The sequence below is a fragment of the Vibrio sp. Isolate34 genome, from assembly GCF_022397915.1.
GTDB lineage: Bacteria > Pseudomonadota > Gammaproteobacteria > Enterobacterales > Vibrionaceae > Vibrio.
In genome coordinates this window covers 11,041-31,699 of the sequence record NZ_JAKEUO010000001.1, presented here as the reverse complement: position 1 = coordinate 31,699, position 20,659 = coordinate 11,041, and the positions used below count along the sequence as shown (strand labels likewise).

General features: G+C 45.6%; 15 protein-coding genes. 10 read left to right on the top strand and 5 right to left on the bottom strand.

Annotated features, from left to right (window positions below):
* Positions 1–125 precede the first annotated feature (125 nt).
* The 3 genes from L1D22_RS00130 (at position 126) to udp (ending at position 5,150) form a co-directional block, all read left to right on the top strand.
* On the top strand, positions 126–1,589 hold the full coding sequence (locus L1D22_RS00130; protein ID WP_239828289.1) for an MATE family efflux transporter: 1,464 nt from the start codon (positions 126–128) through the stop codon (positions 1,587–1,589).
* A 164-nt stretch (positions 1,590–1,753) separates the two neighbouring features.
* On the top strand, positions 1,754–4,108 hold the full coding sequence (locus tag L1D22_RS00125) for a zinc/cadmium/mercury/lead-transporting ATPase (protein ID WP_239828288.1): 2,355 nt from the start codon (positions 1,754–1,756) through the stop codon (positions 4,106–4,108).
* A gap of 283 nt (positions 4,109–4,391) precedes the next feature.
* The gene (gene udp, locus L1D22_RS00120; protein ID WP_239828287.1) at positions 4,392–5,150 is read left to right on the top strand and encodes a uridine phosphorylase; all 759 of its coding nucleotides are present in this window, start codon (positions 4,392–4,394) and stop codon (positions 5,148–5,150) included.
* Positions 5,151–5,361: 211 nt separating this feature from the next.
* Here udp and L1D22_RS00115 read toward each other — a convergent pair whose 3' ends face one another.
* Positions 5,362–6,528: a DUF1887 family protein gene (locus tag L1D22_RS00115; protein WP_017632175.1), complete on the bottom strand. Its 1,167-nt coding sequence runs from the start codon at positions 6,526–6,528 to the stop codon at positions 5,362–5,364.
* A gap of 197 nt (positions 6,529–6,725) precedes the next feature.
* The gene (locus L1D22_RS00110; RefSeq protein ID WP_239828286.1) at positions 6,726–8,717 is read right to left on the bottom strand and encodes a methyl-accepting chemotaxis protein; all 1,992 of its coding nucleotides are present in this window, start codon (positions 8,715–8,717) and stop codon (positions 6,726–6,728) included.
* Positions 8,718–8,993: 276 nt separating this feature from the next.
* Here L1D22_RS00110 and hinT point away from each other — a divergent pair, with 276 nt between their 5' ends.
* From hinT to L1D22_RS00075, 7 genes are all read left to right on the top strand, one after another.
* Entirely contained in the window at positions 8,994–9,344 is a 351-nt protein-coding gene (gene hinT / locus L1D22_RS00105) for a purine nucleoside phosphoramidase (protein ID WP_004736268.1), read from the top strand.
* A 238-nt stretch (positions 9,345–9,582) separates the two neighbouring features.
* The gene (locus L1D22_RS00100) at positions 9,583–10,974 is read left to right on the top strand and encodes a hypothetical protein (RefSeq protein ID WP_239828285.1); all 1,392 of its coding nucleotides are present in this window, start codon (positions 9,583–9,585) and stop codon (positions 10,972–10,974) included.
* A complete protein-coding gene (locus L1D22_RS00095; RefSeq protein WP_017632173.1) occupies positions 10,974–11,357 on the top strand; it encodes a YcfL family protein in 384 nt (127 codons plus the stop codon). The genes L1D22_RS00100 and L1D22_RS00095 overlap by 1 nt, the downstream gene beginning before the upstream one ends.
* Positions 11,358–11,495: 138 nt before the next feature.
* Positions 11,496–12,086: a penicillin-binding protein activator LpoB gene (gene lpoB / locus L1D22_RS00090; protein ID WP_017060223.1), complete on the top strand. Its 591-nt coding sequence runs from the start codon at positions 11,496–11,498 to the stop codon at positions 12,084–12,086.
* Between the two features lie 154 nt (positions 12,087–12,240).
* Complete coding sequence (locus tag L1D22_RS00085) at positions 12,241–13,095, top strand: phosphotransferase (RefSeq protein WP_239828284.1); 855 nt, start codon at positions 12,241–12,243, stop codon at positions 13,093–13,095.
* 108 nt (positions 13,096–13,203) lie between these two features.
* Positions 13,204–13,743, top strand: a complete 540-nt coding sequence (gene ycfP, locus L1D22_RS00080; protein WP_239828283.1) for an alpha/beta hydrolase YcfP — start codon at positions 13,204–13,206, stop codon at positions 13,741–13,743.
* A gap of 509 nt (positions 13,744–14,252) precedes the next feature.
* Entirely contained in the window at positions 14,253–15,542 is a 1,290-nt protein-coding gene (locus tag L1D22_RS00075) for an NAD(P)/FAD-dependent oxidoreductase (RefSeq protein ID WP_017632170.1), read from the top strand.
* Between the two features lie 131 nt (positions 15,543–15,673).
* Here the strand turns inward: L1D22_RS00075 and L1D22_RS00070 are convergent, their stop codons facing one another.
* From L1D22_RS00070 to mfd, 3 genes are all read right to left on the bottom strand, one after another.
* A complete protein-coding gene (locus L1D22_RS00070) occupies positions 15,674–16,219 on the bottom strand; it encodes a GNAT family protein (RefSeq protein ID WP_239828282.1) in 546 nt (181 codons plus the stop codon).
* Positions 16,220–16,366: 147 nt separating this feature from the next.
* Positions 16,367–17,134: a peptidoglycan binding protein CsiV gene (locus L1D22_RS00065; RefSeq protein ID WP_239828281.1), complete on the bottom strand. Its 768-nt coding sequence runs from the start codon at positions 17,132–17,134 to the stop codon at positions 16,367–16,369.
* Positions 17,135–17,197: 63 nt separating this feature from the next.
* Entirely contained in the window at positions 17,198–20,659 is a 3,462-nt protein-coding gene (gene mfd / locus L1D22_RS00060; protein ID WP_239828280.1) for a transcription-repair coupling factor, read from the bottom strand.

The window sequence follows — 20,659 nt, the reverse complement described above, 5'->3', positions numbered from 1 at the left end:
AGGCGCATTAGCGCCTTTTTTCTGTATAGCGCTTTTCTTGGTCGATCCTTTATTTGTGGATCCCTAGCCTGTTGATTAGTTTATTGGGCTTTAGCTCTTGGGTATTCCAGTTTTTTGGAGGTTTCATGTCAAACCAAACTGCAAAGTTTGTAGAAGGTTCAACGATGCGCCACATCTTGGTGATGTCGGGGGCTGGCTCTGTTGGCTTGATGGCACTGTTTGTGGTCGATTTACTCGATATGCTGTTTATCAGTATGTTGGGACAAGTTGAACTGGCAGCTGCAGTTGGTTTTGCAGGTACTCTTACTTTCTTCTCTACCTCCGTTTCTATCGGTACCTCTATTGCAATGGGCGCGTTGGTTTCAAAGGCGATAGGCTCTAAAGACAGAGACCACGCACGTAACCTCAGCACCAGTATTATGCTAACCGCGTTTGTCATTAGCTCAACCGTCACTGCTGTGATGTACGCTTATATCCCAGAGTTATTGGCAGCCATTGGTGCGAAAGGCTTAGCCGCTGAACGCGCGCAGGCGTATTTGCAGATTTTGTTACCGAGTGGCCCGTTTTTAGCGCTTGCGATGGCGGCGGGTGTCGGTTTAAGAGCAGCCGGAGATGCAAAGCGTTCGATGTGGGCGACCCTGTCTGGTGGCATTGTGAATGCAATCTTGGATCCTCTATTTATTTTTGGTTTTGGTTGGAACATCGAAGGCGCGGCCATCGCTTCTGTTGTTGCTCGTTTTTCGGTTCTCTTTTTCTCGCTTTACCCGTTGATTCGCAGCCATGAGCTTGTGGCTCCTCCGTCACTGGTACAGTGGCGCATCAATATTCGTCCAATTCTAGCCATAGCGATCCCCGCAATTATCACTAATACCGCCACACCGATCGGTAATGCGATTGTGACGACCGGTATTGCGCAATACGGTGAAGACTTCGTTGCAGGCTTTGCCGTGATTGGTCGTTTAACGCCCGTGTGTTTTGCTGTGATTTTTGCCTTGTCTGGTGCTGTCGGGCCAATCATTGGTCAGAATTTCGGTGCAGAGCGAATGGACAGAGTCAAAGAGACGCTGAATAACTCGCTGTTAGTGACCACGGTGTACACCATCGCTGTGTGTATTCTTTTGTACTTCATGCAGGGTTATGTGATTCAAGGCTTCAGCCTGCAAGGTGATGCGGCCGTTATTGTTGCTGCGTTTTGTACTTATGTAGCGTTGACCTTCACCTTTAACGGTGCACTGTTTGTCGCGAACACTTCATTCAATAATCTAGGTAAGCCTCTTTATTCAACGGCATTGAATTTAGGTAAGGCGACACTGGGCACTCTGCCATTCGTTTACTTAGGTTCACAATGGTATGGCGCGTTAGGTGTGCTGTACGGACAAGCGCTGGGTAATATCTTGTTCGGTTTGTTGGGTATCTTGGTGCTTCGCTACCATATCTCAGAGTTGATGGAAGGATCTCAGGTTGATCCTGTCGAAGATGATGTGTCTATTGTGAGCTTGAATACACAGCCGTTCTGTTCACACGATGCCGTTCTGATTGATGATGTATCCGCGAATAGAGAAGAATGTGCCGAGCTTAAGCCTCAATAATATTGACCTACTTGGTTGAGACTCCTAAATAAATTGCATTAAACGATAACTTCTCCTTGACCCTGGAGTTACCTCCAAGGTTTATACTTTCAATGAACTTAAGGTTCCGTTGTTGTACTAAACGGCAACGGCCTCAAGGCTTTTGAGTATTAAGGAGATACATTATGTGCGCAAAACACGCAGCGTGCCGCTCAGCAAAAGTGGACGTTCAACCTCAAGCGGTGGGAGCAGGTTGCTCTAGCCCTAAAATTTCAAGCATCACTGCAGCTGGCACTTCGTCAGGATGTTGCAGCTCTTCTGCAGCGGCGTCATCGTCGTCTGGAGATGATTGCTGCGGTTCGGACAGTGGAGAAGAAGACAGTCAGTCCTCAGCCTTATCTCTCGATGCCCAATTTACCAAAAGTTGGTTGGTTGCCGGAATGGACTGCCCAGCTTGTGCAAGAAAAATAGAAAACGCGATCAGTAACGTTGACGGTGTGATTCAAGCGAAGGTTCTCTTTGCTACCGAAAAACTGGTTGTGAAATTTGATAATGAAAGTCTTGCTGACACCATTGAACAAGTCTCTATCAAAACTGGCTTCCCATTAACGGAAGTGGGTTCTAAGAAAGAAAAACAACAACCAGAGACCTTTTGGCAAGCTCATATTCAACCCAATTTACAGATCATAGCGATTGCAGCCGCAATGTTGTTCGCTGCGCTTTTGAAAAGCACTTCTCCTCAGTTAAGTGAAGGTTTGTTTACGGCAACTTGTTTGCTTGGTTTATATCCGGTGGCGAAGAAAGCGGTTCAGTTGGCACGCTCAGGTACACTGTTTGCTATTGAAACCTTAATGAGTGTTGCCGCACTGGGTGCTTTGTACCTGGGTGAAACCGCGGAAGCGGCGATGGTTCTATTATTGTTCTTGATTGGTGAGCGCTTAGAAGCGTTTGCTTCATCTAGAGCAAGAAGTGGCGTTCAAGCGTTAATGGCATTGGTACCAGAAAATGCAACTAAGATTATCAACGGTGAACGTGTTGAAGTAGCAGTCAGTGAACTGGTTCCTGGTGATGTGATTGAAGTGGCGGCGGGCTCTCGTTTACCTGCTGACGGTCAACTGATGACTGATGCCGCGAGCTTTGATGAAAGTGCGTTAACCGGTGAATCTGTGCCTGTGGAGCATATCCAAGGAAACAGCATCATGGCAGGCGCTGTGGTAGTTGATAAAGTTGTGCGTATTACGATCACCTCTAAGCAAGGTGAGAATGCGATTGACCGTATTCTTCACCTGATTGAAGAGGCGGAATCTCGTAAAGCACCACTGGAACGTTTCCTTGATAAGTTCAGCCGTTGGTACACGCCGTTAATGATGTTGGTTGCTTTGTTGGTGATCATCACGCCTCCACTGTTGTTCGCTCAACCTTGGGAAACATGGGTATACCGTGGTCTAGCGTTATTGTTGATTGCTTGTCCGTGTGCCTTGGTTATCTCGACTCCAGCAGCTATTACTTCAGGCTTAGCGGCAGCAGCAAAACGTGGCGCGCTAATTAAAGGCGGCGCAGCACTAGAGCAGCTTGGTAAGATTCAAACCATCGCGTTTGATAAGACGGGTACATTGACTGAGGGGAAACCTCAGGTCACCGATATTCAGGCACTATCAGGTTGGCAACAAGATGCGATGCTTCGTGTGGTTGGTGCTATCGAAGTCGGCTCTACTCACCCGTTGGCGCAATCGCTGGTGGCGAAAGTAAAAGAGCTGAATATTGAGATCCCAGAATCGCACAACAAGAAAGCGTTGATTGGTAGCGGTGTGGAAGGCGATGTCGATGGTGTTAAATACCAAGTTCTAGCGCCTTCTAAAGTGACTTTCGAACTTGATACTGATGTTGTGTCTCAGGTGGAAGCTCTAGAAGGCGAGGGTAAGACGGTCGTTATTGCCTTAGAACTTAAGCATCAAGAAGAATCAGCAGAGCAAGTGACACCTATTGGTTTGATTGCGTGGCAAGATACGTTACGCAGTGACGCTAAGGTTGCGATTGAACGACTTAACGATCTCGGTATTCAATCTATCATGCTGACGGGTGATAACCCGCGCAGTGCGGCCGCGATCAGCAGCAAGATTGGGATGCAATACAAAGCGAGCCTGCTTCCAAGTGACAAGGTGTCTTATGTTGAAGAGTTATCTCAACAGTCGCATGTTGCAATGGTCGGTGACGGCATCAATGATGCGCCAGCGATGAAAACCGCTAATGTGGGTATCGCGATGGGTGGGGGAACCGATGTTGCCTTGGAAACGGCGGATTCAGCACTGACTCATAACCGTTTAACAGAGTTGCCAGCGATGATTGAGCTATCGCAAGCGACGATGAACAACATCCGTCAAAACGTGGCTCTCGCGCTCGGTTTGAAAGGTGTATTCTTGGTGACGAGTTTGTTGGGTATTACCGGTCTGTGGGTTGCGGTGTTAGCTGATAGTGGTGCAACTGCATTGGTCACATTGAACGCATTGCGCCTGCTTCGATTCAAATCTAAAGCGGATTAAGCACTTCTAGCTAATATCCACTATTTTGATGCCAATAAACGCCTTTAGCCTTAATAAGCTAAAGGCGTTTTTTGTCTCATTAGTATGCAACGTAGGCGTATGGATTGCGTATTTTTGTGATGCCAATCGGTTTTTCGTGAAACTTGAAATCTTGTTGCGATCATTCATGTGACGGGTGTCACTTCATTTTGTGGTGAGCTTGGTTAGAGTGTGTTCGTACCCCACGAATTTACTATGAGCTTAAATAAGGGTAAAAAGCCCAATAAGCCAAAAGGAGCGAACTATGTCTCAAGCTGTTTTCCACTTAGGTGTTACTGAAGCAGATCTTAACGGTGCTACTCTTGCGATCATCCCTGGTGATCCTGCTCGTGTACAAAAAATTGCAGAAGAGATGGAGAATCCAGTATTTCTTGCTAGCCATCGTGAATACACACTTTACCGCGCAGAACTAGACGGCAAGCCAGTTGTTGTATGTTCAACAGGTATCGGTGGCCCATCTACTTCTATCGCTGTAGAAGAGCTAGCTCAACTGGGTGTTCGCACTTTCCTTCGTGTTGGTACTACTGGTGCTATCCAACCTCACGTAAACGTGGGTGACATGATTGTTTCTACTGGTTCTGTTCGTCTAGACGGCGCTAGCTTGCACTTTGCTCCAATGGAGTTCCCTGCAGTTGCTGACTTCGAAGTGGCAACAGCAATGAAAGCAGCCGTTGAAGAGTCTGGTGTTGCAGTTCACATGGGCGTAACGGCTTCAAGTGACACTTTCTACCCAGGTCAAGAGCGTTACGATACGTTCTCTGGTCGCGTTGTTAAGCGTTTCCAAGGTTCTATGCAAGAATGGCAAGACATGGGCGTTTTAAACTTCGAGATGGAATCTGCAACACTGCTAACTATGTGTGCAAGTTCTGGTCTGAAAGCAGGTTGTGTTGCGGGTGTAATCATCAACCGTACTCAAAAAGAGACGCCTGATCACGATACACTAAAAGTAACTGAAGCACGTTCAATCAAAGTGGTTGTAGAAGCTGCTCGTAAAATGCTTTAAGTCTTAAAGTGCTCTGAGTTTTAGAGAGCATTAAGCCTTAAAGTGACATTAAATTTTGAAAATGGCCGCATCGTATGATGTGGCCATTTTTTTGTGCCATCTGAAAGTAATCAATAGAGAAAACAGACAACAAAAAAGGCGAGTGACTTAATGGTCATTCGCCTTTTTAAGATTTGCTTAAGAGAGTCTGACTCTTAGAGTCTATTGGTTGTTAGTACTCTAAATCTTCATTACCGCCAGCAGCCGTAAACCATGCCGTTAGGTGTGTTTTAAGATCTTTCAGTTCGTCAGGGCCAATCAACGCAAGGCCAAGATCTTCTGCTCTAGTGATGTCGTTATGGCGAAGTGGTCGGAAGCTGACCAACATTGCACGTGCTTGTAGGCCACCTAGTAGGTCTCTCAGCGATTCCAGTTTGTACAAGGTGTCATCACCATCGTCACGCATGCCTTTGGTCTTACATTCGATGATGTGTAGCTTATTGTTCACTACTGATGCAACATCAAGCTCGTTTCGAACCTCACGCTCACCAAGTTGACGGTATACCTGAACATTCAACGAACGGTCTTGGATAGTAGGCATGTCATCTTGGATTTGTTTCACTGTGCTGTGAACCAGAGTTTCTAACCATTCACCGTTTGAGAAGCGGCGCGCGTCTTCGTTGGCAAAGGTCAAAATACCATTGTCGTAAGTCGCAATCTTCGCTTCAACCAAATCGCTCAGAAGCATGTTCAGTTCACGATAGCCTTGTTGCTTCTCAGATAGTCCAACATCAAGTTTCTGTTCTTTACGGCAGGTCGTTGCTAGGTAGTTTAAGGTCGCAAGGCCAGGACCTAATTCGAGTGCGTTACTTGCCCAACGTTCACCCAGTTCATAAAGTTTCTGATCCAGTTGCGGAGAAAGCTGTACATCGCTGAATTCACCACGAGCACCAAATACCGTTAGGTAGTCGTCGATAGTAATGCGGTCTTGAACTTGTGCATCTTCTTTACCATTTGGGTAAAGCCAGCAAAGCTTGTCGCTGTTTGGTTCAACCACGAAGATTGGCCAGTGGTAAGTGCGGAATACTTCGTAAACAGAAAGTAGGCGGTGACGTAGGCCACAACTTGCATTGAGCTTCACTTCTTGACCGCGAGCTTTGAGGTCTTCGGCAAGAGTTTGGATAGATTCTTTAATAACGGATGTGTTTACGATGGTCGGAATTTCGAAAAACTCACTGGTAATGTCGCGCTTCTGCAAAACGCTGTCTAAACGTTTGTACATACTGACTTGATTTTTGTCGCCGATAAACACGATGTGAGTGCTGACCGTTCGGTTATCAAGTAAAGGGGTGAGCAAGCGAATGGGGTCTTGATCGATAATGCCAACATGAACAGCCATATAAATTCCTTAATAGCGGCTCGCTCATAAAGGTGAAAGAAAAAACGGGAAGCAGCAAGCCTTAATAATCATATAATGACAAAGCTCATAAAAAACAAGGGCAACCCTTGATAAAAGTTGCCCTAGCTCAATTAGTTACCACTATTGGGTAAGAAGTCTCAAGAATCTCACTAAATATCTATCGATTCTTCATTTATCTATAGTTTGAATTGATGTACCAAATCACCCTGCTGATTTGCCAGAATCGTCAGGTTTTGACTCGCTTCTGCAATTGATGACATCGCTTGGTAGCTCTTATCTGCGATGTGGTTGATGTCTTCGATGTTACGTGCAATGTCGCCAGACGTTTCACTCTGCTCAGCGGCTGCTTGAGAGATATGTGTACTCATGTGGCTAATCTCTAGAATCAATGCTTGGATTTCTTCCATCGCACTGTTCGCATTTGATGCTTGTTGAACCGACATGTCCATATCGCTCATACAGCTTTCAATTACGTTGCTTGCTGTTTTCGAGCTTGATTGTAGGTTGCTGATCATGGTCTCGATTTCAGACGTTGATTGTGTCGTCTTCTGCGCTAACACTCGAACTTCATCGGCAACGACCGCAAAGCCACGACCTTGCTCACCCGCACGCGCTGCTTCGATGGCTGCGTTGAGTGCGAGTAGGTTGGTTTGCTCTGCGATGCCACGAATCACATCTAGGATTGAACCAATCTGACTACTCATCTGTTGCAGCTCACCCACAGCGCCTACAGATTCGTTCAAGCGAACCTCGAGTTGGTTGATGGTGCTGATGTTGGTGTTCATGATTTGACGACCAGATTCAGACGCTGATTCAACCTGCTGAACCATAGTTAATGAGCTTTGCGCGCTGTTCGCTACTTCTTGTACCGAATGAGACATCTCTGTCATTGCTGTCGCAACGGTAGCGGTTTGTTCGCGCTGGCTGTTCAGCTGAGCCTGCGTCTCAGAAGAGGTCTTCTGGTTTACGCTTGCCGTTTTAGTCAAGTCATCTGAAGCGTCATTCAACTTCACAAGGATATTGTGTAGGTTGTCGGCTAAGGTGTTGATGTGACGGCTCACGCGGCTGAATTCGTTGTCGTAACGAATGTCGATACGCTGAGTCATGTCGCCTTCAGTTAGTCCTTCTAATGTCCCTAGAATGCGAGTTAGCGGCTCTCTTACACTGTGTGCAATGTGGTAACCGATAGCAGCAGCGAATACCGTTACAACAATACCAATCGCAATTGCGTTGAATAGGCCTTTGTCGTAAATGCTGCTCGCGTCTGCCAATGAAGCGTTAAGTTGCTCTTCTGCAGTTACGTTGAATGAATCTAATACCGCCATCGCTTGGTCTACTTCAACCGCTAGGTTTGCGATGTTGACGTACAGCGCTTGTTTCGCTTGTAGATAGTTGTTGTGTTTGTCCAGTACGCCGCCTTTTTGGCCAACGTCTTTGGTAAATTTCTGAACCGATTCATCGAAGACATTTTTAAGTGCAGGCAACTGTGTCGCTAAACCACGGTATGCGTAGTTTAGGTGAGTCACTGCTTTCTTGTTTTGGTTAACGGCTTTCTGTACGAAGGCAACATCAGAGCTTGCTAGCGCATCTGAAGTGATTACCTCAGCGTCTTGCAGTTTGATGAAGTAGCTCTTCGCCATCACTTTTACAGAGATACTTTTTTGGTCAGCAACGTACTCTTTCATGCCAACCGTTAATTCTGAATGCAGGCGTTGGAAGTCACGTGATGCTTTTTGTACTTGTTCTTGTGCTTCAAACATCGCGACGTAGTTGTTCATCGCTTCGTCTGCTTCCGTAAAGTAGCGTTCTTCCATCGCTCGTAATTGTGCGATTCGTTCGATGAGTGTGGAGTCGTTCTGGCTTGCCGCTTCTAGATTGCTTAGAACTTCAGAAAACGAGTTTTGTGATGCAGCAAACTCTGTGCGCATTGCAGACATGCGTTCAGCGTTTTGTGTGGTTAAGAAGTCTTTGAATGATTTGTCAGCAGAGAGCAATTGAACACTTGTTTGATTTGAAAGCGCAACAAGCGGTAATGAGGTTTCTGAGACACTCTCAAAATTGCTGTGTATCTGATTCATGCTGTTCATCATGATGGTTATCGTGACTGCGAACATGATGATGATCAGTGCGAAACCAGCGTACATACGCTTGATCACAGATCCCTTCATGGCTTTCTCCCTAATAAAAATGCAGACCCAATGTCAGGTCAAAGTAAAACTAACAAAATTGTCAGCATTCTATTGAGCTCCGCTTACGCATTTTATGACGCATACGGCAAAAATAACCCTCAGTTATAATCAACATGCCATTCTTGAGAGCTAACACTGGTTTTCTTTGATTTGAACGGTGTTTTTTATTATGCTTTAAAGCGGATTTATTGTGGTTTGTTGCGGCATAGCGCATACTCAAAACATTAAAAAGTAAATGTTTTATCGGAGAAAAACATGGCTGAAGAAACCATCTTTAGTAAGATCATCAATAAAGAAATTCCTGCAGATCTGCTATACCAAGACGACTTAGTAACGGCGTTTCGCGATATTAACCCTCGCGCTCCTAGCCATATTCTAATTATCCCGAACAAGCTGATTCCAACAACCAATGATGTTGAAGTAGAAGATGAAGCGATGATGGGGCGTATGTTTACCGTTGCTCGTAAGTTAGCTAAAGAAGAAGGCATCGCAGAAGATGGTTACCGTCTTATCGTGAACTGTAATTCTCACGGTGGCCAAGAGGTTTACCACATTCACATGCACTTAGTGGGCGGTCGTCCGCTCGGCCCTCTGCTAATGAGCTAGTGTGTTAATTAATGAGTTAGCAAAAAAAGCTAACGAGTTAAGTAACATAAGTAGCTAGTTGGAAAATTTGTAGTTTGTATGCCAACTTTAAGTTTTATCTGTTGTCTGAATATCGGCATCGATTAGGTAGAGCCTAAAAAGCAAGGTATCCACTTGCTTAAGATCCTTTTAACAACACGTTTCGTTTTGATAATGATACTACTAAAGTTGGCACTTTAAACATGCACGGAGACGATAAGTGAAGCAACAGTTTAGATTCGCTTCCATTGCCCTGTTATCGGCGTTGACCGCGGGTTGTGCGAGTATGTCTGCAGGCAGCCTGTTCAGTCATTACAGTGCGCAAAACAAAGCTATCTATCAAGCAGTGAAATCTGGAGATTATTCAGAGGCTCAACAAGAGTTACCAGATTACGCAGCAGGCGACATCCTTGATAACTTTGAAAGAGGCAGAATTAACCTGCTGGATCAAAAGTACCCTGAGAGTAAGTCTTCATTTGAACTGGCTGATCAGGCCGTAAAAGATCAACAAAACAAAGCCGTGATCTCTATTTCAGACAGTGCAACCAGCGTAGGTGCGTTGGCTGTAAACGACAATATCACCGAGTATGTGCCGCCTGATTACGAGTTAGGCTTTCTTCATCTCTATCTCGGTTTGAATTATCTCAAGAAAAACGATTTAGAAGGTGCGGTGATTGAAATGCGTCGCGCCAACCAAGTTCAAGAACAAGCAAAGAAGCAACGTGAAGCGGAGCTAGAAAGAGCCGCTAACGATGCGAAGAAGCAAGGCTTGTCTGCCAATGTCGGTAGCATCCTTGCCAATTACCCAGACGCGGGTAAGAAGCTGCAATCGGTTCAGAATGCGTATTTGATGTTTTTGTCGGGGCTGCTTTATGAAGCTTCAAACGATTTAAACAGCGCTTATGTCGACTATCGACGTGCTCTGGCGGTTATGCCGGAGAACCAAGAGATCATCGACAGAACGATGGCGACAGCCGCTCGTTTAGGCATGAGACAAGATTTAGAGACACTTGAAAAGCGCTACAAGCAATCGTCAAAGCTTGCTAGCGGGCAAGGACGTGTGATTGTTCTTCAAGAGCAAAGCGCGGTTCAAGCAATGGACAGTTGGCGATTGGATTTACCTGTTTATGACAGTCGCGATCAAGGGGCAATATATTCTCTTGCGCTGCCATATTACCCGAGCCAAAACGTAGAGCGTTTTTCTGCGTTACGAATCAGCGGACAACCGTTACAAGAACACTTGATTACGGATGTAAACGCGATGGCTCAGAACGATTTATCTGAGCGCATGACGACAATTGTTATTCGCCAAGCGCTGCGTGTGGTCGCGAAAGACCGTATTCGTAAAGAAGCAACCAAGGGCGATGATGTCGGTAACATCTTGTTCAATGTGTGGAACACACTGACAGAGCAACCAGACACGCGCAGTTGGCAATCTTTGCCTGCTGAGATTAAGAGCAGCACGTTTGTAGCAAATAGCGGTCAATATACGTTAGAAGCGGGCGCTAAAACGTATGACTTGGATATTCGAGAAGGGCAGACCACCTTGGTTTGGATTTCTCGACAAGGGAATAACGCAACAATGTGGCATAAACAGCTAGGGAGGCTGTAATGAAAAAGTGGTTAGTGAGCTTAGCAGCTGTTATGGCTCTGGCTGGTTGTGCTGATAATACAGCTGGCGTAAGGGTTGATAGTCTGACTCAGAACGTTTTCTTTGGTGACAAGGTATTGGGTAGCCGTTTACAGGTTGAAGATATCCGCACCGATCTAGTCGACGGTCATACGCGAGGAATCGTTCGTTTAAACAGTAACTATAAAGGCGATCAACATATCCTTTATCGTTTCTACTGGTACGACGATGCCGGGCTTGAGGTCAACCTAAAACAAGGTCCTTGGAAACAAGCGATTGTTCGTGGCTTTGAAAGTCTTTCGTTGTCGGAAGTGTCGGTAAACCCGAAAGCGACTCAGTTCCGAGTTCAGTTCCGAGAGCAGTAAGCTCGATTAGAATAGATTTAGTGATAACTGGCTTTAGTTAACATCGACTAGAGTTCCAGAAAGCGAATTCATTGATTCGCACAGACAAGAATTTAAGAGTGTGGGTAACCCCACTCAGTGATAAGTTGAGGAAACAAAATGAAAAAGAGTGTCATTGCGCTACTAGGTTTAGCGGTTATTTTAGGCGGTTGTTCGAACAAGGTAAGCTACGGTGATGCACAAGCAGTAGAAACCACGACAATCGATTTCGGTTCAACTGACCTTCAAACGATTGCGGGTGAAATGGTCGATAGCATGATGGCTTCTGGTTCAGTGTCTTACATTACTCGTGAACAGCGTCCAATCGTGTTCGTTGAGCGTATCAAGAACAAAACAAGTGAGCACATCGATACTGAGTCAATCACTGACACAATCAGTACCAAAATGCTGAACTCTGGTAAGTTCCGTTTCGTTGATATGGACCGTGTAGAGTCTGTTCGTGACCAACTGAACTTCCAAAACAACGATGAGCTAGTTAACCAAAGCTCAGCAATCCAGTTCGGTAAAATGGTTGGTGCTCAGTACATGCTGTACGGCAACCTATCAAGTATCGTGAAGAAAGCGGGCAGCGACGAAGACGTGTACTACAAAATGACTATGCGTCTAATGGATCTTGAGTCTGGCTTGATTGAGTGGGCTGACGAGACTGAAATCCGTAAGCAGCAATCTAAGAGCCTACTGGGTCTTTAATTTCGCTTAACTGCCAACTATGACACTGACTATTGAAAGTGAATAGTTTGGTCACACGCCAATGCAGTACATGATGTGCTGTTAATGAAGAGACACTGGCTTTTGGTCAGTGTCTTTTTTGTAGGGAAACAAAGACGTTTATAAGGAATGAGCAATGGCAATTTTTTCTTGGTCTGAGGCTAAGCTTCTTGATACCAGTTTGAGTTCGCTTGATGGTTACTTTTCAAAGCCACCGGTTAGGGCACAGACTCTGACAGGCGGTTTGACTAATCGATGTTGGAAGCTGGTTTCAGCCGATGGAACAGCCTACGTATGGCGTCCAATCACCCCGATCACCAAAGCCTTCTTTATCTCTCGTCATGAAGAGTATCAAGTGCTGTCGACGATTGAGCGCCTTGGTATTGGCCCAAGCCCGATGGTGGTGAATGAGCAAGGGTTATTGGTTGAATGGATTGATGGTGAGACTCTTTATGAAGGGCTAGACATTGATGACCTGTTGAAAACGTTGATCTCAGTGCATCTGGTTAACACTGCGCGATTGCCGCTCCAACCATTCAGCTTTACAGCAAGAGTTGACCATTATTGGCTGCAGCTTGATGCGATTCATAAGACGGAAACCTGCACCAAAATTTATCAAGAGTGGCGAACCACTCCAAGTATTCCAAGCGTTGACCTATCTTTGTGCCATTTTGATTTAGGTGGTTACAACCTAGTGAGAAGCAGCGATGAGATTAAGATTATTGATTGGGAATACGCAGCGCTAGCCGACCCTAGGCTTGATCTAACCTTAACCATTGCGGTTGCAGGTGTGCCAGTTTCGGAAGCGGTTAACAAGTATTGTCAATTGCGAGACATTCATGATGTTCAGCCTTGGCTTGATGGTGTAGAAGCATGGTTACCAAGAAGTCAAATGATGGCGATGTTATGGTATTTGCTCGCTCATCAGCTATGGGGTGATGAAAGTTACCTGCGAGAAGCAGAGGCTCTAAGTCACACTTTATGTAGCTAGGATCACGTTTAGGAAGTGAAAAATATAATTTCGGTGGTCTTCCCTTTAAAACCTTGTTTTTCGTGTTAGATTGATCAGAACGTACCAATATTCAACGGGGGAGGTACAATGATTATCTATCTACATGGCTTCGACTCAACAAGCCCGGGCAATCACGAAAAAATACTGCAGTTGCAATTCATTGATGATGACGTTCGTTTCATTAACTACAGTACTTTGCATCCAAAACACGATATGCAGCATTTGCTAAAAGAAGTGCATAAAGTGATAGAACAATCCGATGATCCGCATCCAATCATTTGTGGTGTTGGTTTAGGTGGTTTTTGGTCTGAGCGTATTGGTTTCTTATGTGGTATTAAGCAGGTGGTCTTCAACCCGAATCTGCACCCTGAGAACAACATGGTGGGTCGCATTGACCGTCCAGAAGAGTACGAAGACATCGCTACTAAGTGTGTCGCTCAGTATCGTATGAAGAACAAAGGTCGCTGTTTAGTGGTACTTTCTCGTGAAGATGAAATTCACGACAATAGCAAAACAGCCGCTGCGCTCGAAGATTACTACGATGTCATCTGGGACGAGAAAGAGAGTCATAAATTCAAAAAGATCTCTCAGCACCTTCAGGCAATTAAAGCGTTTAAGAACGCCTAACCACTCCGATTATTTTATAAAAGCAGTGCTCATTTGGGTGCTGTTTTTTCACATCTGAATCTTGGGGTTAGGTATTGATAAAACAGTTATATATGTTTTATTGCTCAGTTTGTGCATTTATAGATAAGTTTGCGCAAACGTTAACTAATTAGCCGCGAATCCTCATTGCGGGCAAGGATTTTTGTTGCGGTCATCTTTTTGCTATATATAATGTTCCCAAGCAAAATATTTTGACAAATATCAAAAAAAATTGAGAGCGAGTGAAAAGCTTGCCCATAATTTGCGTTCTATCTCTCAGGTAGACGCCTTTTTTATCCATGTGAGCAGAGCGACAAACGAATGTTTGTTGTTTGTAATCCCTCTAACTACTCGGTGAGCTGTCGTTATTCTTTTCCGCGGTTATCCAATATGTCACAGCCTTATCAACAAGGCCGAGTAGATACATAGAATTTATCGGTTGGAGCAATCGGACCGAACCCCATTTATTCATTTTGTAGAGGATTGTCATTGTGACAAAAATTATCGTAGTAGGCGGCGGTGCTGGTGGTTTAGAGCTAGCAACTAAGCTAGGCCGAACTTTAGGTCGTAAGAAGCGTGCCCAGATCACTCTGGTAGACCGTAAAGCAAGCCACCTATGGAAACCATTACTTCATGAAGTAGCAACGGGCTCACTGGATGAAGGTGTTGATGCATTAAGCTACCGCGCACATGCAAAAAATCATTACTTCGACTTCCAAATGGGCAGCCTGAACGACATCGATCGTGAACGTAAAGTGATTGCACTGAGCGAGCTGAAAGATGAGCATGGTGAACTGTTGATGCCAAGTCGTGAACTTGAATACGACATTCTTGTTATGGCACTAGGTTCAACGTCGAACGACTTCAACACTCCAGGTGTTCGCGACAACTGTATTTTCCTTGATAGCCCAGAACAGGCGCACCGTTTCCGTACTGAAATGAACAACCAGTTCTTAAAGCTTCACGCTAAGAACGGTCAAGGTACGGTAGACATCGCGATTGTTGGTGCGGGTGCAACGGGTGTTGAGCTTTCTGCTGAGCTTCACAATGCAGTAAAAGAGCTTCGTACTTACGGTTTCGGTGATCTAGATTCAAGCAAGCTGAACGTGAACCTAGTGGAAGCGGGTGAGCGTATTCTTCCTGCTCTTCCTCCTCGTATTTCAAGCGCAGCACACTCTGAGCTAACTAAGCTTGGTGTGAACGTTCGTACGAATACTATGGTGACGCAAGCTGATGCTGATGGCCTAACAACCAAAGACGGCGACAAGATCCCTGCACAAATCATGGTATGGGCGGCTGGTATTAAAGCACCAGATTTCATGAAAGATATCGGTGGTCTTGAGACTAACCGTATTAACCAACTGGTTGTGAAAAACACGCTGCAAACGACACTGGATGACAACATCTTTGCTATCGGTGACTTGGCACAATGTACACAAGCGGATGGTTCATTCGTTCCACCACGCGCACAAGCGGCTCACCAAATGGCAAGCTGCGCATTCAGTAACATCATTGCTAAGCTGAACGGTCGTGACCTGAAAGACTACATCTACAAAGATAAAGGCTCACTGGTTTCACTAAGCCGTTTCTCTACGGTAGGTAGCTTGATGGGTAACCTGACTAAAGGTTCGATGATGGTTGAGGGTCGTATTGCTCGTGTGGTTTACATCTCTTTGTACCGCATGCACCAGATGGCGCTTCACGGTTTGATCAAAACATCATTGATGATGTTGGTTGGTCGTATTAACCGTGTACTTCGTCCAAACCTAAAGCTTCACTAATCAGCTAAGCCTGATAAATAGCTTCAAGTTAATAATAAAAAAGAGCTCTTCGGAGCTCTTTTTTGATCGTGCCAATTTAGTGGCATTTACCCGGTTAAGTGACATTTACGCTTATCACTGAGTTGTAACGGTTAAGCCGTTGGCGGTAATACCGAGTAAACGACGCCATCTTTCGGTTTTCCGTTAAACAGAAATCGATTCTTGGCAATGGTTTCTCGATCTGCACCGCACTTCTCTATCAGCTTTTGGCTGGGTAGATTTTCGATATCACAAACGATCTCTAAGCGCGTTAGCTTAAGCTGAGCAAAGCAGAACTCAAACAAGGTTAGCATCGCTTCTTTGGCAATACCTCTCCTTTGAAACTCGTCACCGACCCAATAACCTAAACTCGCCATATTAAAGGTGTGGTAAAGCTCATTGATTGCCACCATTCCGACCAGCTTATCGGTTTTTCGCTCAAAAATGCCAAAACCAAACGCATCGGCTTTGACCCAGTTCAGGCGAGTTGCCAGAATGAATTTTTCGGCTTCCACGATAGAAAACTCATCATGACACCAGTCTACCCAAGGCAATAAACTCGGTGAAGATTTGATCAGATGAGCAAACTCTTGAGCATCTGAGGCTTCAATGATTTTGAGGCTTAGATTCTGTGTATTGATCTGAAAGTCTGGGCTCATAGGACGCACCAAATAACGTGTAATGGCTAATAAAACGCCCTCACAATGGAGGGCGTATTCAATGCTTAATACAACTTCAATTCTTTATATCAAGTTCCACTCTCTATAAGAATAGTTGAGTTGCTAGCTGAAGACTGCGTACGTGGTTTATTGAGCGACGCGACGTACTTGAATCACTATGCCAAGAAGCGGGTGGTCTAGGTAGTGAGTTTCTGTACTGCGCATGCGACGTTTTTGGTCCATACGGTAGCTCTTAAGGAACTCTTGCACTTCAACGGTCGGAGAGATCTCGGTAAGGTTACCCACCTGAACATTACTCTCTGCACCACTTACTGGCGAATCTAGTTCGATTTGCTGTTCTTGTAGAGTCACTTCACGAACGCTTGGCGCTTTCAAATCCAGCGTTGTTTCAGCATATAGGTAGTGCTGTACGTAGATTTGTAGCTTGCCATCTAACTCGTAAAGCGGCTTATCAATGGTCTCTTCTTGGAAGCCATCTGGCTTTGATGCAGTAACCGCACCTTTCTCAGAGCCATCGGCATTAAACTGTTTAGAGAAGTCTTTACCTGCTTGAATGTGAAAAACAGGTGCTGAGCTCTTACCTTGGTCACCTTGACGCCAAGCAGTGTGCATCAGAACTTCAAAGCCTGCGTGTTTACGTAGCTTGTCTTTCTGAGGCGTTAACTTGTATTCCGAGTAAGGAAGCATTTGCACGCCTTTCTTCGCTCGGTATTGGGTATCTTGAAATGAACCAACGCGCTCAAGTGAAATCTTAGGCTGTGTGTTTGGCCAAGATTCGTTTACTTTTTCTGCATCAACAGCGCGCTTAAAAATGATCACTTCTATATCAAATTGTCTCTGAGCCAAACTTGGCAGTGAGACGAACAATAGTAGCAGTGGGATCAGTCTTTTCATTTTTACTCCGTCTTCCAGCCGAACTACCGGCTGGATAATTTATATGTGCAAGTGTATTGGGTCTTATGCTGAAGGCAGCAAGTTCTGTCTGAATTCGCCCAATAAATCACTAACAAATTGAATTCGTTTCCGTCTGTCGACCAATGGTATCGTAAACTTGAACTTAGTTGGTCCTTCCATTGAAAACTTTTGCGGTTGAGATTGCAACAGTTTAACAAGGTAGGCCGGGTTTATGTCAGCATCCGGGTAGAATTCTAAGAATCCGCCCTTATCGTGAGCCTCAATTTTCTTCGCTTTAATAGACGCAGCCGCTAACTTAAGCTCAGAAACTGACAATAAGTTCTTAGTGGCATCAGGAAGAATACCGAAGCGATCAATCAACTCAACTTTAAGCTCTGCCAATTCATCGGTATCACTCACGCTCGCAATACGTTTGTAGGTCGATAGGCGCGTGTTTATGTCTGGGATATAGTCGTCTGGCAATAGAGCCGGCAAGCGCATTTCAATCTCAGTTTGCTCACGCAATAGATCATCAAGTGAAGGCTCGCGACCTTCTTTCAATGCCTCTACTGCTTGCTCAAGCATTTCCATGTACAAGGTAAAGCCAACCGACTGAATCTGACCACTTTGCTCATCGCCTAACAGTTCACCTGCACCACGAATCTCTAAATCGTGAGTTGCTAGTGTAAAGCCTGCGCCTAAGTCTTCTAGAGAGGCAATCGCGTCTAATCGCTTAATCGCATCTTTGGTCATTGCTTTAGGGTGTGGCGTTAACAAGTAAGCATAAGCTTGGTGGTGAGAACGACCCACACGACCACGTAATTGGTGCAGCTGTGCTAAACCAAGGTTATCGGCTCTGTCCATTAAGATGGTATTCGCTGTTGGAACATCGATACCGGTCTCAATGATGGTTGTACACACCAGAAGGTTAAAGCGCTGGTGGTAGAAGTCATTCATGATGCGCTCTAGTTCGCGCTCTCGCATTTGACCATGAGCCACCGTCACGCGTGCTTCTGGAATCAGTTTTTGTAGTGATTCAGCCGTTTTCTCAATCGTATCGACTTGGTTATGTAGGAAGTAAACCTGACCACCACGCATGATTTCACGCAACACCGCTTCTCTCACTACGGCATCATCACTTTGACGAACAAAGGTTTTGATTGCTAAACGTCGTGCAGGGGGCGTTGCGATGATCGAAAGGTCACGCATACCACTCATCGCCATATTTAGCGTTCGTGGAATAGGCGTTGCGGTTAACGTTAAGATGTCGACATCTGCACGCATCGCTTTCACTTTCTCTTTCTGACGTACACCAAAGCGGTGTTCTTCATCGACAACCAACAAGCCAAGGTCTTTGAACTTGATATCGCTCGACAGTAGCTTGTGAGTACCCACCAAGATATCGACCTTACCGTCGGCGACATCTTGCATGATTAATTTCTGTTCTTTGGCTGATTTGAATCGAGACAGAACTTCGACACGAATCGGCAAGTTAGCGAAACGGTCACGGAAGTTTTCGAAGTGTTGCTGAGCAAGTAGGGTCGTCGGAACTAAAACCGCCACTTGTTTGCTGTTATCCGTACACACAAACGCTGCGCGCATCGCCACTTCTGTCTTACCAAAACCAACATCACCACACACTAGGCGGTCCATGGCTTTTGCTTGGCACATGTCAGACATAACCGCATTGATTGCCATCGCTTGGTCATCGGTTTCTTCAAACGGGAAGCCAGATTTGAAGGTTGCGTATTGACCGCGATCCAATACAAATTTGTAGCCCGGTTTCAGCTCACGCTTGGCGTAAACATCAAGTAATTCTGCAGCCACATCACGGACTTTTTCAGCGGCACGCTTACGTGCTTTTTGCCATGCTTCGCCACCGAGCTTATGCAGTGGTGCAGAATCTTCAGCGCCGCCAGAGTAGCGTCCGATGAGATTCAAAGAAGCAACAGGCACGTACAACTTGGCATCGTTTTGATACTCAAGGGTTACGTATTCGGTTTTCATGCCACCGGCTTCGAGAGTCTGCAGACCGATGTAGCGACCAATACCGTGGTCAATGTGAACAACAGGCTGACCCGGTTTAAGCTCAGCAAGGTGACGAATTACAGTGTCGCTGTTAACACTTTTCTTATCTTTCTTACGACGCTGAACAACACGATCGCCAAGTAAGTCGCTTTCACAGATAAGCGCGATGTTTTGCTCTTCATGGATAAAACCGTGTTCAGCAGAGCCAAGGATGAGGCTGAACTTGTCCTTTGCTTTAATTGCGCCATCGAGGTTTTCAACTTCGCTTGGTCTTACTTTAATACCACGAAGCAGTTCACTCAGTGCTTCACGGCGACCTTCTGATTCAACCGAAAATACCACTTTGCCATCGAAGGCCTCTGTGAACTTTCTTAGGTTAGCTAACGGCTCTTTATTTTGATGCTGAACGCTAAGATCAGGCAATGACACTACAGGTAAGTTAGTGCGGCCTGCTTTCTCTTCAATCGAATCTAGGCTTAAGCTGACCTGTGGCTTCTGTTTGAAGTGAGCGAAGAGCTCGTCTTTTTTCAACCAAAGTTGTTCAGGTGTCAGTAGTGGTCGTAGTGGATCAACGCCACGTTGCTCGTATCGGTGAGCGACATCAGCAAGGAATGAATCAACAGCGGTTTCTACGTCACCAAGAACCAAGAGTTGCGCTTCATCGGCAACATAGTCAAAAAGCGTTTCTGTGTGATCGAAGAACAGCGGCTGCCAATACTCAATACCAGCCGGCCATGTGCCTTTAGATACCTGCATATAAACCGATTCTGGTTCGCGGCGGGCATCAAACTGTTGGCGCCAACGAATACGGAAATCTTCAATTGCCGTTTCCGAGGTTGGGAATTCGTGAGCAGGTAACAGGCGGATCTCAGAGATGTCTTCGATAGAACGTTGGTTTTCAGGATCGAAGGTACGAATGGTATCGATCTCATCATCGAAGAAGTCGATACGATACGGGTCTTTGCTGCCCATCGGGAACAGATCGAGAATCGAACCACGACTTGCGTATTCACCCGGGCCAAACACTTGGTCAACGTAACGATAGCCCGACTTTTCGAGTTGCAGGCGCAGCTTCTCAAGCGAGTAGAGATCGCCCGTTTTCACCATTAGGGTGTGTTGCAGCAAGAAGTCACGCGGTGATTGACGCTGAAGTAGCGTGCTGATCGGTACGATCGTAATGCCGTCTTTTAATGTCGGTAAGGCATAAAGGCGAGCGATACGATCTGAGATGATCTCTTGGTGTGGAGAAAAGCTGTCGTAAGGCAGTGTTTCCCAGTCTGGGAATAGTGCGACTTCATGTGCCGTAAACTGTTCAATTTCAGATTGCAGCTTAAGTGCGACTTGTGGGTCTGGCACTGCAAGTACTGTATGGCTGTTGTGCTGCTCTGCGAGTTTCGCGATGGCTAGAGCGAGAGACGAACCGACTAGGTTACCGATGTGCTTTTTGTCACCGGCTCCTTTGAGTGTAGGTAGTGTAAAAATAGATTGTTTGGTCAT